Source organism: Streptomyces sp. NPDC059695 (assembly GCF_042733785.1).
GTDB lineage: Bacteria > Actinomycetota > Actinomycetes > Streptomycetales > Streptomycetaceae > Streptomyces.
Genome location: NZ_JBHWFF010000020.1, coordinates 31,443 through 45,762, shown reverse-complemented (window position 1 = coordinate 45,762; position 14,320 = coordinate 31,443). Strand labels below are relative to the sequence as shown.

At 72.3% G+C, this 14,320-nt stretch carries 11 protein-coding genes and 1 riboswitch; of the genes, 8 read left to right on the top strand and 3 right to left on the bottom strand.

Going from position 1 to position 14,320, the window contains the following annotated elements; all coding sequences use genetic code 11:
* The first annotated feature begins 112 nt into the window (after window positions 1-112).
* The 3 genes from ACFV2S_RS24225 to ACFV2S_RS24215 all read left to right on the top strand — a co-directional run bounded on the left by ACFV2S_RS24225 (window position 113) and on the right by ACFV2S_RS24215 (window position 2,978).
* Entirely contained in the window at window positions 113-793 is a 681-nt protein-coding gene (locus ACFV2S_RS24225) for a LuxR C-terminal-related transcriptional regulator (protein ID WP_385562767.1), read from the top strand.
* 98 nt (window positions 794-891) lie between these two features.
* Window positions 892-1,389, top strand: coding sequence for a DUF485 domain-containing protein (locus ACFV2S_RS24220; protein WP_385562764.1), 498 nt, complete (start codon window positions 892-894; stop codon window positions 1,387-1,389).
* Entirely contained in the window at window positions 1,386-2,978 is a 1,593-nt protein-coding gene (locus ACFV2S_RS24215; protein WP_385562761.1) for a cation acetate symporter, read from the top strand. Before ACFV2S_RS24220 ends, ACFV2S_RS24215 begins: the two co-directional genes overlap by 4 nt.
* Before the next feature lie 102 nt (window positions 2,979-3,080).
* Here the strand turns inward: ACFV2S_RS24215 and ACFV2S_RS24210 are convergent, their stop codons facing one another.
* Together ACFV2S_RS24210 and ACFV2S_RS24205 are read right to left on the bottom strand one after the other, a co-directional pair.
* Window positions 3,081-3,770: a response regulator gene (locus ACFV2S_RS24210; RefSeq protein ID WP_382868219.1), complete on the bottom strand. Its 690-nt coding sequence runs from the start codon at window positions 3,768-3,770 to the stop codon at window positions 3,081-3,083.
* Window positions 3,767-5,452: an ATP-binding protein gene (locus ACFV2S_RS24205; RefSeq protein ID WP_385562757.1), complete on the bottom strand. Its 1,686-nt coding sequence runs from the start codon at window positions 5,450-5,452 to the stop codon at window positions 3,767-3,769. The genes ACFV2S_RS24210 and ACFV2S_RS24205 overlap by 4 nt, the downstream gene beginning before the upstream one ends.
* 110 nt (window positions 5,453-5,562) lie before the next feature.
* Here ACFV2S_RS24205 and ACFV2S_RS24200 point away from each other — a divergent pair, with 110 nt between their 5' ends.
* Window positions 5,563-6,612 (top strand): CobW family GTP-binding protein, encoded by a 1,050-nt coding sequence (locus ACFV2S_RS24200; RefSeq protein ID WP_385562754.1) that lies wholly within the window; start codon window positions 5,563-5,565, stop codon window positions 6,610-6,612.
* Window positions 6,613-6,674: 62 nt separating this feature from the next.
* On the opposite strand, the gene ACFV2S_RS24195 is transcribed toward ACFV2S_RS24200, so the two are convergent.
* On the bottom strand, window positions 6,675-9,134 hold the full coding sequence (locus ACFV2S_RS24195) for a DNA topoisomerase (ATP-hydrolyzing) subunit A (RefSeq protein WP_385562751.1): 2,460 nt from the start codon (window positions 9,132-9,134) through the stop codon (window positions 6,675-6,677).
* Window positions 9,135-9,315: 181 nt separating this feature from the next.
* Here ACFV2S_RS24195 and ACFV2S_RS24190 point away from each other — a divergent pair, with 181 nt between their 5' ends.
* The 4 genes from ACFV2S_RS24190 (at window position 9,316) to ACFV2S_RS24175 (ending at window position 14,175) form a co-directional block, all read left to right on the top strand.
* Window positions 9,316-10,674, top strand: a complete 1,359-nt coding sequence (locus ACFV2S_RS24190) for a M16 family metallopeptidase (protein WP_385562748.1) — start codon at window positions 9,316-9,318, stop codon at window positions 10,672-10,674.
* A gap of 26 nt (window positions 10,675-10,700) precedes the next feature.
* Entirely contained in the window at window positions 10,701-12,068 is a 1,368-nt protein-coding gene (locus tag ACFV2S_RS24185) for a M16 family metallopeptidase (protein WP_385563018.1), read from the top strand.
* 199 nt (window positions 12,069-12,267) lie between these two features.
* Window positions 12,268-12,432, top strand: a riboswitch (cyclic di-AMP (ydaO/yuaA leader).
* A gap of 12 nt (window positions 12,433-12,444) precedes the next feature.
* Window positions 12,445-13,215 (top strand): M23 family metallopeptidase, encoded by a 771-nt coding sequence (locus ACFV2S_RS24180; RefSeq protein WP_385562746.1) that lies wholly within the window; start codon window positions 12,445-12,447, stop codon window positions 13,213-13,215.
* A gap of 279 nt (window positions 13,216-13,494) precedes the next feature.
* Complete coding sequence (locus ACFV2S_RS24175; RefSeq protein ID WP_385562743.1) at window positions 13,495-14,175, top strand: GntR family transcriptional regulator; 681 nt, start codon at window positions 13,495-13,497, stop codon at window positions 14,173-14,175.
* Window positions 14,176-14,320 lie beyond the last annotated feature (145 nt).

Here is a 14,320-nt window from a genome sequence, read left to right as displayed (position 1 = left end):
CTCCTCGCGGCGATCGCGCTGTGCGGCCTCGGGGCCTACGCGGCAGGTGCCCCGACGCCCGCGACGGTGATCTGGATCGTCGTCTCGGTCATGGCGATGGAACGATCTGCGGATGCCCCGTTGCGACGGTGTCGAGGCCACGCGCAGGATCCGCGACCTGCACCCGGGGACGGAGGTCGTCGTGCTCACCACCTACGCCGACGACGACTCGCTGTTCCCGGCGCTGCGGGCCGGGGCTCGGGGATACCTCACCAAGGACGCCGGAGGGGAGGAGATCGAGCGGGCCGTGCGAGACGTGATCGACGGGCGGGCCGGTCTCTCACCCTCCGTGCAGCGACGGCTCCTTGAGCGGCTGATCGACCGGGATGGTCGGGATGGCCGGGGCGAGAGGGATGGTCGGGACGAGAGGGATGGTCGGGGCGACCGGGGCGACCGGGGCGACCGGGGCGACCGGGGCGACCGGGGCGACCGGGACGGCTGGGACGGCTGGGACGACGGGAGTCGGCGGGGTCGCGTGGCGCGTCTGGACCACCAGGAGCGAGGGGTCGGCTCGGACGGGGCGGCCGGGCCGGGCGCCGACGGTCTGACGGAGCGGGAGACGGAGGTTCTCGTGCTGGTCGCTGACGGGCTGTCGAACGCGGAGATCGCCAAGCGGCTCAGGATCTCCACGGCGACGGTGAAGACACACATCAACAATCTCTTCGCCAAGACGGGGGTTCGCGACCGGGCACAGGCCGTGCGGTACGCATATCAGCACGGTCTGGTCAGGGCACCTGGGAAAACAGTCACCTGATGGGGTGAAGTGAGGGGGGAGAAGAGTCCGGGATCTTCCCGCTCTGTCCATCCTTGGGCACGCGGCCGAAAAGGTTCGCTGACAAGGAGAGTTGGCCGGTGGAGCAGGTGGACAAGCAGGAGGGGCGTGACGCCGCGGCAATCGCGGTCGACGACCCCTGGTACGACGCGACGGTCTCCGGCGGGGGTGAGGCGGCGGCGCGTGCGCCCGGCGGCAGCCGCCCCGGCGACGGCCGGCCCGACGCGGTGCCGCGGCAGCGGGTCCACAGCGCGGCGGAGATCTATCTCGAAGTGCAGCGGAGTCCCGCGTTCCAGGAAGTCCGCCGCCGCTACCGCCGGTTCGTCTTCCCCGCCACCCTGGCGTTCCTCGCCTGGTACCTCGCCTACGTGGTGGCGGCGACCGCAGCGCCCGGGCTCATGGCCCGGCCGGTGGCCGGAGCGGTGAACGTGGCGATGGTCGCGGGGCTCGGACAGTTCCTCACCACCTTCCTGCTGACCTGGGCGTACGCGCGCCACGCGCGGCTGCGGAGGGACCGGGCCGCACTCGAACTGCGCTGGGACACGCAGGAGATGACCCGAGGGGTGGCGCAGCCGTGACCGGAGACCACCAGACCCTGGCGCTCGTGCTGTTCAGCGTGTTCGTCGCCGTGACCCTGGGGATCACGACCTGGGTGAGCCGGCACCGGCAGGGTTCGGCAGAGGAGTTCTACGCCGGAGGGCGGCTGTTCTCGCCTCTGGAGAACGGGTTCGCCATCGCCGGGGACTACATGTCCGCGGCCTCGTTCCTCGGCATCTCCGGGCTGATCGCGCTGTACGGCTACGACGGCATGCTGTACTCGGTCGGCTTCCTCGTCGCCTGGCTGGTCGTGCTCCTGCTGATCGCCGAACTGGTGCGGAACTGCGGGCGGTTCACGCTGGCCGACGTCGTCGCCGCGCGCATGGCGGAGCGGCCGGTGCGGATCGCCGCCGGGACGTCCTCGGTGGCCGTCTCCGTGCTGTACCTCGTGGCCCAGATGGTGGGGGCCGGGAGCCTGGTGGCGCTGCTGCTCGGGGGCTCCAGCGAGGCGGCGCGCTCGTGGACGGTGATCGGAGTGGGCGCCCTGATGGTGATCTACGTGTCGCTCGGCGGCATGCGGGCCACCACCTGGATCCAGATCGTCAAGGCGGTCCTGCTCATGGCGGGGACGATCGCGCTCACTGTCCTGGTCCTGCTGCGGTTCCACGGCGACGTGAACAGCCTGCTCTCCACCGCGGCCGAGCGCAGCGGGCACGGTCTGGGCTTCCTGGCGCCCGGGCTGCGCTACGGCGGGGACTGGACGGCCCGTCTCGACTTCATCAGCCTCGGCCTCGCCCTGGTCCTGGGCACCGCGGGACTGCCGCACATCCTGTCGCGCTTCTACACGGTGCCGACGGCCCGCGCCGCCCGCCGCTCCGTCGTCTGGTCCATCGGACTCATCGGCAGCTTCTATCTGATGACCATCGTGCTCGGCTTCGGCGCGGCCGCGCTGATCGGCCCCGACGAGGTCCGCGCTTCCAACGCCTCGGGAAACACCGCGGTACCGCTGCTCGCCCTCGACCTCGGGGGTGGCGCGGGCTCCACCGGCGGCACGGTGCTCTTCGCGGTCGTCGCGGCCGTCGCCTTCGCGACCATCCTCGCCGTCGTCGCGGGGATCACGCTGGCGTCCTCGGCCTCCGTCGCCCACGACCTCTACAGCTCGCTGCGCCGCCGGCACGCGAAGCAGTACAGCGAGGTGGCCGTGGCACGGGTCGCCGCCGCCGGGATCGGCGCGGCAGCCATCGGCCTGGGACTGCTCGCCCGCGACCTGAACGTGGCGTTCCTCGTGGGGCTGGCCTTCGCGGTCGCCGCCTCGGCCAACCTGCCGGTGCTGCTCTACTCGCTGTTCTGGCGGAAGTTCACCACCCGGGGCGCGGTCTGGTCGGTGTACGGCGGCCTGATTCCCGCCGTGCTGCTCGTGCTGGTCTCCCCGGTCGTCTCCGGCAGCCCGGAATCGCTCTTCCCCGGCGTCGACTTCCAGCTCTTCCCGCTGCAGAACCCGGGAGCGGTGTCCATCCCGCTCGGCTTCCTCGCCGGCTGGATCGGTACGGTCACCTCGCCCGAGCCACCCGACGAGGCCCGGCACGCGGAGACCGAGGTGCGCGCACTGACGGGTGCGGGAGCCGTCTGACCGGGCCCGGACCTGCTCCCGTGCCCGAGTGCGGGAGCCGTCCGGCCGGGCCTGGACCTGCTCCCGTGCCCGCGTGCGGGTCCGGGCCTCCCGTGTCGTGCCTCAGCCGGCGGACGGTGAGCTCGCCCACGCGTACCGGTGCTCGGGGCGGCCCGTCTCCCCGTACCGGAGGGAGAGCCGCACCCGGCCGGTGCGTTCCAGGAGCTTCAGATAGCGCTGCGCGGTCTGGCGGCTGACACCGGCCCGCTCGGCGATCTCCTGCGCGGAGAGCGGGCCGTCGGCCGCGAGGAGGACCTGCCGGACCAGTTCGGCCGTGGTGGGGGAGTGTCCCTTGGGCAGGTCGGGGGCGACGGCGCCCGCCGACAGGACCCCGAAGATCCGGTCCACCTCGGCCTGCTCCGCCTCGCCGCCGCTCTCCAGGGTGCGGCGGAGCGTCGCGTACGCCTCCAGCTTGGCGCGCAGCCCGGCGAAGTTGAAGGGCTTGACCAGGTACTGGAGCGCGCCGTGGCGCATCGCCGACTGCACGGTGGCGACGTCGCGGGCCGCGGTCACCATGATCACGTCGCACTGGTGGCCGCGCGCGCGGAGCTCCCGTACCGCCGCGAGCCCGTTCTCGTCGGGCAGGTAGTGGTCCAGGAGGATCAGGTCCACCGGCTGTCCGTCCAGGGCGGCGAGCGCTTCGGCGGTCGAGTGGGCGGTGGCGACGACCCGGAAGCCGGGCACCTTGGCGACGTAGGCGGCGTTGATCCGCGCCACACGCGTGTCGTCGTCGACCACGAGCACGTCGATCATCGCGTCGCCTCCTCGGCGGTGTCCGCGAGCGTCGCGGGCACGTCCGTCGCGGGCTCCGGATCCGTCAGGGCGTCCGGGAGGACGACCGTGAACACGGCGCCGCCCCCGGGACCGTCGGAGACCCCGGCGGTGCCGCCCCGGCGCTCGGCGAGCCGGCGGACCAGGGCGAGGCCGAGCCCGCGCTTCCCGTGGGACGGCAGCGCCTTCGTGGTCCAGCCCTCGGTGAAGATCAGCTCGCGTCGGTCCTCGGGGACGCCGGGGCCGCTGTCCGAGACCCGCAGCACCACCGTACGGTCCTCGGCGCGGAAGGAGACGTCGACGCGGGCGCCGGGGGTGCCCGCGACGGCGTCCAGGGCGTTGTCGACCAGGTTGCCGACGACGGTGACCAGCTCGCGCGGGTCGACCAGCCGGTCCGGGAGCAGGGAGTCGGGTGCGAGCCGCAGAGAGACACCGCGCTCGGCGGCGACGGTCGCCTTCCCGACCAGCAGCGCGGCGAGGAGCGGGTCGTGGACCTTCTCGGTGACCTGCTCGGCGGTGGCCCGGTGCACGCCGACGACCTCCGTGACGAACTCGACCGCCTCCTCGTGCATCTCCAGTTCCAGCAGACCGAGCAGGGTGTGCAGGCGGTTGGCGTGCTCGTGGTCCTGGGCGCGGAGCGCGTCGATCAGGCCGCGGGTGGAGTCGAGCTCGCGGCCGAGACGCTCCAGCTCGGTGCGGTCGCGGAGGGTCGCGACGGCGCCGCCGTCGTCCGTGGGCATCCGGTTGGCGATCAGAACCCGGTGGCCCCGGACGGTGAGCAGGTCCTCGCCGGTGACCCGGCCGGTGAGGACGTCGGCGGTACGGCCGCCGCCGAGCACCTCGTCCAGGGGCCGGCCCGCCGCCTCGGGGCCGACGCCGAGGAGCCGCTGCGCCTCGTCGTTCATGAGCCGTACCGAGCCGTGGCGGTCGAGGGCCACGACGCCCTCGCGGATGCCGTGGAGCATGGCCTCGCGTTCGGCGAGCAGCGCCGAGATGTCGGAGAAGGCCAGGTCGTGGGTCTGCCGCTGGAGTCGCCGGGAGATCAGGTACGCGGCGAGCGCCCCGGCGGCGAGCGCGCCGCCCGCGTACGCCAGGAGGCCGGGGATGGCGGCGAGGAGCCGGTCGCGGACGCTGTCGTACTCGATGCCGACGGACACCGCGCCGACGATCCGCCCGTCGGCGTCCCGCAGCGGGGCCTTGCCGCGCGCGGAGCGGCCGAGCGTGCCGCTGTCGATCTCCATGACCTCCTTCCCGGCGAGGACGGCGCTCGGGTCGGTCGAGACGACCCGGCCGATCTGCGCGGGGTCGGTGTGCGACCAGCGCACCCCTCGGGTGTCCATGACCACGACGTACTCGGCGCCCGTCGAGGTCCTGATCCGTTCCGCCTCCGCCTGCACCGGGCCGCGCGCGGACGGCCGGCTGCCGGTGAGGTCCGCGGCGAGCCGGGGCGAGGCGCTGGTCCCGGCGATGGCCAGGGCGCGCCGCATGGCCTGGTCGTCGAGCTGGGCGCTCAGCGGGGCGAGGAAGAGTCCGGTGGCGAGGACGGTCACACCGGTCGCGATGGCCAGCTGCATCAGCAGGACCTGCGAGAACACCCGCTGTGGCCACCCGAACCGCCGACGGCGCGCGCGGGGGCGCGGCGGGCTGCTCTGTGCGGGGCTCATGCCCGAAAAGGTAGACGGCCGTGCGCCGTGACCGGAAATGGTGACGGACCGGGCGCCTATTCTGGGGGTTTCCCACGGCCGTGGGCCCCAAGGAACCGGAGGCATGTCCCGTGACGCAGCAGATCCCCGTCGTCGTCCTGACCGGGTTTCTCGGGGCGGGGAAGACCACGCTCCTCAATCACCTGCTGCGCAGCGCCCGGGGCACCCGGATCGGGGTCATGGTCAACGACTTCGGTGACATCGGCATCGACGCGATGACCGTGGCCGGCCAGGTCGGCTCCACGGTCTCCCTCGGCAACGGCTGCCTGTGCTGCGCCGTCGACGCCGGAGAGCTCGACACCTACCTGGAGGTCCTGACCCGGCCCGAGTCCCGGCTCGACGTGATCGTGATCGAGGCGAGCGGGCTCGCGGAGCCGGAGGAGCTGGTGCGCATGGTGCTCGCCAGCGAGAACGAGCGGGTCGTGTACGGGGGACTCGTCCAGGTCGTCGACGCGTCCGAGTTCGCCGCCACCCGGCGGCGCCATCCGGGGACCGACCGGCACCTCGCCCTCGCCGACCTCGTCGTCGTCAACAAGGCGGACCGGGTGGCCGCGGACGAGCTGAGGGGCGTACGGGAGGCGGTGGCCGCCCTCGCCGGTCGCGCCGCCGTGGTCGAGGCCACCCGCGGGCGCGTCGATCCGGAGCTGCTCTTCGACCGGGTCGTGCCGGAGGGCGAGATCGAGGGCCAGATGTCGATCGAGGACCTCCTGTACGGCTCCGGGGACGAGGGCCACGACCATCCGCACGCGGCCTACGAGAGCCTCTCCGTGACGGCCTCGACGCCGCTGCACCCGCGCCGTCTGATGGCCTTCCTCGACTCGCGCCCCGAGGGCCTCTACCGGATCAAGGGCTTCGTCGACCTCGGCGCCGCCGACCCGGCCAACCGCTACACGGTGCACGCCGTCGGCCGCTTCCTGCGCTTCTACCCCGAGCCCTGGCCCGCCGGTGGCGAACGGCTCACCCAGCTCGTCCTGATCGGCTCCGGCGTCGACACGGCCGCACTGCGCAAGGAACTGGCCGCCTGCGCACTGAACGGCCCGCAGGACGCCCCCGACGAGCACAGCATGTGGGGCGTCCTGCGGTACGTGCAGCGGTCCGAGGAGGAACCGGACGAGGGCTAGGGCCTGTCGCCGTACTCCCGTCTGCCCCGCGGGCGACGACAGGAGTACGGCGGCGACACGCCCTAGCTCGCCGGGCCCGCCACCACCTCGACCGTCTGGGGGAGCGGGGTGCCCGAGCCGTCGCGGCGGGGGTCGGGGGCCGGGAGGGAGACCGGGGCGCCGGTCTTCTGGGCCGCGCGGGCCGGGGTGGCGCCCGCCCAGGCCAGGAGCAGGACGTCCTCGCCCTTCAGGAAGCGCTGGCACCGGACGCCGCCGGTCGCGCGGCCCTTGCGCGGGTACTGGTCGAAGGGCGTCAGCTTCGCCGACGTACCCGTCGAGGAGTCCAGGGTGCCGGTGGAGCCCGCGATGGTGAAGACGACGGCCTCCGCCGCCGGGTCCACCGCCGTGAAGGAGATCACCTCGGCGCCCGCGGTGAGCTTGATGCCCGCCATGCCGCCCGCCGGCCGGCCCTGGGGCCGTACCTGCGAGGCCTGGTAGCGCAGCAGCTGGGCGTCGGAGGTGATGAAGACCAGGTCCTCGTCGCCGGTCCGCAGCTCCGTGCCGCCGACGATCCGGTCACCGTCCTTGAGGGTGATGACCTCCAGCTCGTCCTTGTTCGCCGGATAGTCCGGCACCACGCGCTTGACCACGCCCTGCAGCGTGCCGAGGGCGAGGCCGGGCGAGGACTCGTCGAGCGTGGTCAGGCAGACGACCGTCTCGTCCCCCTCCAGGGAGAGGAACTCGGACAGCGGCGCGCCGCCCGCCAGGTTCGGGGCGGTCGCGGTGTCCGGGAGCTGCGGCAGGTCGATCACGGCGATCCGCAGCAGCCGGCCGGACGAGGTCACCGCGCCCACGTCACCGCGCTGGGTGGCCGCCACCGCCGACACGATCACGTCGTGCTTGGCGCGCGTCGCGTCCGGGTCGACCGCGGGCAGCTCCGCCGTCGCCGTACGGGCGAGGAGGCCGGTCGAGGAGAGCAGCACGCGGCACGGGTCGTCCGCGACTTCCAGGGACACGGCCGCGACGGGCGCGCCCGCCGACTCCAGCAGGACCGTCCGCCGGTCGGTGGCGAACTTCTTGGCGACGGCCGCCAGTTCCGCCGAGACCAGCTTGCGCAGCTCCGCGTCGGAGTCGAGGATCCCGGTGAGCTCGTCGATCTCGCCGTTCAGCCGGTCGCGCTCGCTCTCCAGTTCAAGGCGGTCGAACTTGGTGAGGCGGCGCAGCGGGGTGTCCAGGATGTACTGCGTCTGGATCTCGCTCAGCGAGAAGCGCTCCATCAGGCGCTCCTTGGCCTGGGCGGAGTTCTCGCTCTCCCGGATGAGCCGGATGACCTCGTCGATGTCGAGCAGCGCGACGAGAAGGCCGTCGACCAGGTGGAGGCGGTCGCGCTTCTTGGTGCGGCGGAACTCGGAGCGGCGCCGCACGACCTCGAAGCGGTGGTCGAGGTAGACCTCGAGCAGCTCCTTGAGGCCGAGGGTGAGCGGCTGTCCGTCGACCAGCGCCACGTTGTTGATGCCGAAGGACTCCTCCATCGGCGTCAGCTTGTAGAGCTGCTCCAGGACGGCCTCGGGCACGAAGCCGTTCTTGATCTCGATGACGAGACGCAGGCCGTGGCTGCGGTCGGTGAGGTCCTTGACGTCCGCGATGCCCTGGAGCTTCTTGGAGCCGACCAGGTCCTTGATCTTGGAGATGACCTTCTCGGGGCCGACCGTGAAGGGCAGCTCGGTCACGATGATGCCCTTGCGGCGGGCCGTCACCGTCTCCACGGTCGTGGTGGCGCGGATCTTGAAGGAGCCGCGGCCCGACTCGTACGCGTCCTTGATGCCGGACAGCCCGACGATCCGGCCGCCGGTCGGCAGGTCGGGGCCCGGCACGAACCGCATCAGCGTCTCGAGGTCGGCGTTCGGGTACCGGATCAGGTGGCGGGCGGCCGCGACGACCTCGCCGAGGTTGTGCGGGGGCATGTTCGTCGCCATGCCGACCGCGATCCCGGAAGCGCCGTTGACCAGCAGGTTCGGGTAGGCGGCGGGGAGGGCCACCGGCTCCTGCTCCTGGCCGTCGTAGTTCGGCGAGAAGTCGACCGTGTCCTCGTCGATGGACTCGGTCATCAGGAGCGCGGCCGGGGCCATCCGCGACTCGGTGTACCGCATGGCGGCCGGCGGGTCGTCGTTGCCCAGGGAGCCGAAGTTGCCGTGGCCGTCGACGAGGGGGAGCCGCATGGAGAAGGGCTGTGCCATGCGGACCATCGCGTCGTAGATCGAGGCGTCGCCGTGCGGGTGGAGCTTGCCCATCACCTCGCCGACGACACGGGCGCACTTGACGAAGCCGCGGTCGGGCCGGAGCCCCATCTCGCCCATCTGGTAGACGATGCGGCGCTGGACGGGCTTCATGCCGTCGCGGGCGTCGGGGAGGGCGCGCGAGTAGATCACCGAGTACGCGTACTCGAGGAAGGAGCCCTGCATCTCGTCGACCACGTCGATGTCGAGGATCCTCTCCTCGTACGCGTCGTCCGGCGGCGGTGTCTTCGTGCTGCGGCGGGCCATCGCGGCTGCGGCTCCTTCACCAACAAGGTTGATCTGACGCGGACCATTGTGGACCGTGCCACCGACAACGCCGACCGCGACCCGGAAGAGGGACATCACGAAGCCCCGGGAACTTCGCCAGGTGTCGGCGCGCTTGCATACAGTGGCAGGACTTTTTCACATCGCGATCGAAGGGACGTACATGCCCATGGGTCACACGGCCACGGCCGAGGCCGGCTCCGGCGGCCTGACAGCGACCGAGCACCGGTTGGCGAACGGCCTGCGCGTGGTGCTCTCGGAGGACCACCTGACCCCGGTCGCCGCGGTCTGCCTCTGGTACGACGTCGGCTCGCGCCACGAGGTCAAGGGCCGCACGGGCCTCGCCCACCTCTTCGAGCACCTGATGTTCCAGGGCTCGAAGCAGGTGCACGGCAACGGCCACTTCGAGCTGGTGCAGGGCGCCGGCGGCTCGCTCAACGGCACGACGAGCTTCGAGCGCACCAACTACTTCGAGACCATGCCCACGCACCAGCTGGAGCTCGCGCTCTGGCTGGAGGCCGACCGCATGGGCTCGCTGCTCGCCGCGCTGGACGACGAGTCCATGGAGAACCAGCGGGACGTCGTCAAGAACGAGCGCCGCCAGCGCTACGACAACGTGCCGTACGGCACGGCCTTCGAGAAGCTGACCGCCCTCGCCTACCCCGAGGGCCACCCGTACCACCACACGCCGATCGGCTCCATGGCCGACCTGGACGCGGCGACGCTGGAGGACGCGCGGAACTTCTTCCGCACGTACTACGCCCCGAACAACGCCGTGCTGTCCGTCGTCGGGGACATCGACCCGGTGCAGACGCTGGCCTGGGTGGAGAAGTACTTCGGCTCGATCCCCGCCCACGACGGCAAGCCCGCGCCGCGCTCCGGCGAGCTGCCCGAGGTCATCGGCGAGCAGCTCCGCGAGGTCGTCGAGGAGGAGGTCCCGGCCCGCGCGCTGATGGCCGCCTACCGGCTGCCGCACGACGGCACGCGCGCGTGCGACGCCGCCGACCTGGCCCTGACGGTCCTGGGCGGCGGGGAGTCCTCCCGCCTGCACAACCGCCTGGTCCGCCGTGACCGCACGGCCGTCGCCGCCGGCTTCGGCCTGCTGCGGCTCGCCGGAGCGCCCTCGCTGGGCTGGCTGGACGTCAAGACCTCCGGGGGCGTCGAGGTCCCGCAGATCGAGGCGGCCGTCGACGAGGAGCTCGCCCGGTTCGCCACCGAGGGCCCCACGCCCGAGGAGATGGAGCGCGCGCAGGCCCAGTTGGAGCGGGAGTGGCTGGACCGGCTCGGCACCGTCGCGGGCCGCGCGGACGAACTGTGCCGGTTCGCCGTGCTGTTCGGCGACCCGCAGCTCGCCCTGACCGCCGTCGACCGGGTCCTCGACATCACCGCCGAGGAGGTGCGCGAGGTCGCCGCGGCGAAGCTGCGCCCCGACAACCGCGCGGTGCTCGTCTACGAGCCCCTGGCGACCGAGCAGAGCGACAGCGCCGACGGCGAAGACGACGAAGAGGGAGCGGACCAGTGACGGACGCCGCCGTGTCCTTGACGAGCATGGACTTCCACCCGCAGCCGCAGCCGGGCACCGCGAAGCCGTGGGCCTTCCCGGCCCCGGACCGCGGGAAGCTGGACAACGGTCTGACGCTGCTCACCAGCCACCGCCCCGGCCAGCAGGTCGTCGCCGTGGAGATCTTCCTGCCCGCCCCGCTGGACGCCGAGCCGGCCGGTCTCGACGGTGTCGCCACCATCATGGCCCGCGCGCTGTCCGAGGGCACCGACCAGCGCAGTGCCGAGGAGTTCGCGGCCGAGCTGGAGCGCTGCGGCGCCACGCTCGACGCGCACGCCGACCACCCGGGCGTACGGGTCTCCCTGGAGGTCCCGGCCTCCCGGCTGCCCAAGGCGCTCGGGCTGCTCTCCGAGGCCCTGATCGCCCCGGCGTTCCTGGAGACCGAGGTCGAGCGCCTGGTGCGCAACCGTCTCGACGAGATCCCGCACGAGTCGGCCAATCCGGGCCGCCGCGCCGCCAAGCAGCTCTCGAAGGAGCTGTTCCCGGCCGAGTCCCGGATGTCCCGGCCGCGCCAGGGCACCGAGGAGACCGTGGCCGCGATCGACGCCGCCGCCGTCCGCGCCTTCTACGAGGCGTACGTCCGGCCCGGCACGGCCACCGCCGTGGTCGTCGGCGACCTGACCGGCGTCGACCTCGACAAGGTCCTCGCCGAGACGCTGGGCGCCTGGACCGGCGAGCCCGCCGAGCCGCTCCCGATGCCGCCGATCACCGCCGACGACACCGGACGGGTCGTCATCGTGGACCGCCCCGGCGCCGTGCAGACGCAGCTGCTCATCGGCCGGATCGGCGCCGACCGGCACGACCGCGTCTGGCCGGCCCAGGTCCTCGGCACGTACTGCCTCGGCGGCACCCTGACCTCGCGTCTGGACCGGGTCCTGCGCGAGGAGAAGGGCTACACGTACGGCGTGCGGGCCTTCGGCCAGGTGCTCCGCTCGGACGCCGGGGGGAACGGCGCCGCGATGCTCGCCATCAGCGGATCCTTCGACACCCCGAACACGGGTCCGGCGCTTGAGGACCTGTTCACGGTGCTGCGCACGCTCGCCGCGGAGGGTCTGACCGACGCCGAGCGCGAGACGGCCGTGCAGAACCTGGTGGGCGTGGCGCCCCTCAAGTACGAGACGGCCGCCTCCGTCGCCGGGACGCTCGCCGACCAGGTGGAGCAGCACCTCCCGGACGACTTCCAGGCGCAGTTGTACGCGCGCCTGGCCGAGACCGGCACGGTCGAGGCGACGGCCGCCGTGGTCAGCGCCTTCCCGGTGGACCGGCTCGTCACCGTGCTCGTCGGTGACGCGGCGCAGATCGCGGAGCCGGTGCGCGCGCTCGGGATCGGTGAAGTGACCGTCGTGACCGGCTGATTCCGGCCACCGCACGACAACGCGAGGACCCCGACGGCATGGTTCGTCGGGGTCCTCCGCTTTGTCCGTATTGAGGTCAAGATGATCGTTTGCCCTGTGGCATGTCTTACAAAAGACCTGTCTGGTTGGTGATTGAAAGACGATCCGCATAGCGTCAGGGCGGCTGTTCGTCAGTTGCACGTGCCGCAGCCGCGGCATCGGACAGTCATCGCCGAGTCCCCGTCAGGCGCGAGCCTGGGGAGCCGGGGACCCACACGTAGTCCCTGGGGTGAATCGGGTGCCTTCGTCTCGACGGAGGGGCCCGTAGGAGACCTTCCTGCTCCGAACCCGTCAGCTAACCCGGTAGGCGAGAAGGAAGGAAAGGATCAGCCCCTACATGGCGTTCACCCGTGCCACCGGGAAGCATCGTGGTCCGAGCCGGATGGCACGCCGCAGCGTGGGCATCGCCGGTGCCGCGACGCTCGCCACCACCGGCGTCATCGGAACCCTCGCCTCCCCGGCTCTCGCCGCGGACATCGACAACCGCTCCCCTGAGGACACCGGTCTCACCCAGGTGATCACCGAGGACTCCCTCGTGGACCGGATCAACGCCCAGGCCGCCGCCCAGGAGCGGGAGGCCTTCGAGGCCATCGCCAAGGCGAAGGCCGAGGCCGAGGCCAAGCGCAAGGCCGAGGCCCGGGCCAAGGAGATCCGGCTGGAGCGTGAGCGCGCCGCCCGCGAGGCCGAGCGCCGCCGCCTGGCCTCCTTCCAGCTCCCCGTCGGCGGCTCGTACGTCTCCACCGGCTACAAGACCGGCGGCTCCCTCTGGTCCTCCGGAAGCCACTCCGGCGTCGACTTCCACGCGGCCTACGGCACCCGGGTCGTCTCCGTGGGCTCCGGCACCGTCGTCGAGGCCGGCTGGGGCGGCGCGTACGGCAACAACATCGTCATCCGGATGAACGACGGCACGTACACCCAGTACGGGCACCTCTCCTCCATTGGGGTCTACGTCGGCCAGACCGTCGAGCCCGGCCAGCAGATAGGCGTCTCGGGCTCCTCCGGCAACTCCACGGGCCCGCACCTCCACTTCGAGGCGCGCACGAGCCCCGACTACGGCTCGGACATCAACCCGGTCGCGTACCTCCGCGCCCGCGGCGTCAACGTCTGACCGGACCGGACTCGCCCGGACCCGACCGGACTGGACCGGACAGGGTCGGGCCGGACCCGACCTGACCCGACCGGCCGTCGGCCCGGATCCCCGCGCACCGCATCGCAAAAGCCCCGGCTCGTACTGAGCCGGGGCTTTTCGCTGACCAAAAGAAGCCAAAGGCCGTCATGGATTCCGCTGGGGCATCGGAATTTCCGGCGGGCTGCAATAGAGTCGCAGACCGGGCGCAGAAAAGGCGCCGATCGAATGGACTCACGCGGACCAAGGCGGAGGTCGGACATGCGCATTCCCGCGCACTCGGTATGCACGGCGATCCGGGACGACATCGTCTCCGGCGTGTTCGAGCGGGGTGCCCGGCTGACCGAGGAGCAGCTCGCCCGCCGGTACGGGGTCTCCCGCGTCCCGGTCCGCGAGGCGCTGCGCACCCTGGAGTCCGAGGGCTTCGTCGTCACCCGGCGCCACGCCGGCGCCCATGTCGCCGAGCCGACCGAGCAGGAGGCGGCCGATCTGCTCGACATGCGGGCGCTGCTCGAACCGCTGGGGGCCGCGCGGGCCGCGCAGCGGCGCACGGAGGCCCACCTCAAGGTGCTGCGCGGCCTGGTCAGGCTGGGGCAGGAGCGGGCCAGGCGCGGTCAGGGCGAGGATCTGCGCTCGCTCGGCGGCTGGTTCCACGAGACGCTCGCGCAGGCGTCCGGGAGTCCGGCGCTGACGGCGCTGCTCACCCAGCTGCGGCACAAGATCGCCTGGACGTACGCGGTGGATCTGCCCGCCCTGCCCGTCGAGGCCTGGGCCGAGCACGGCGCGATCGTGGACGCCGTGGCGCGCGGCGACGCCGAGCGGGCGAGGGCGCTGACCGCGCTGCACGCGGAACGCTCCCTGCCGCTGCACCGGCTCAAGAGGCCGGAGCGCCGTGTGAGGGTTTCGCAACATGCAGTCAACACGACGAGCGCCCGGAATTAACACGCACGCCGTATACAAAGAACGGGAATTCCGCCCGGCATTCGTTCCGGCGATTCCGGGCTGCCCGGAATCGAAGCGGGGCCGCCCGGAATCGGGGCCGGGAAACGCGAACGGGGGGGGGGGGGGGGGCGGAGGGGGGGGGCGC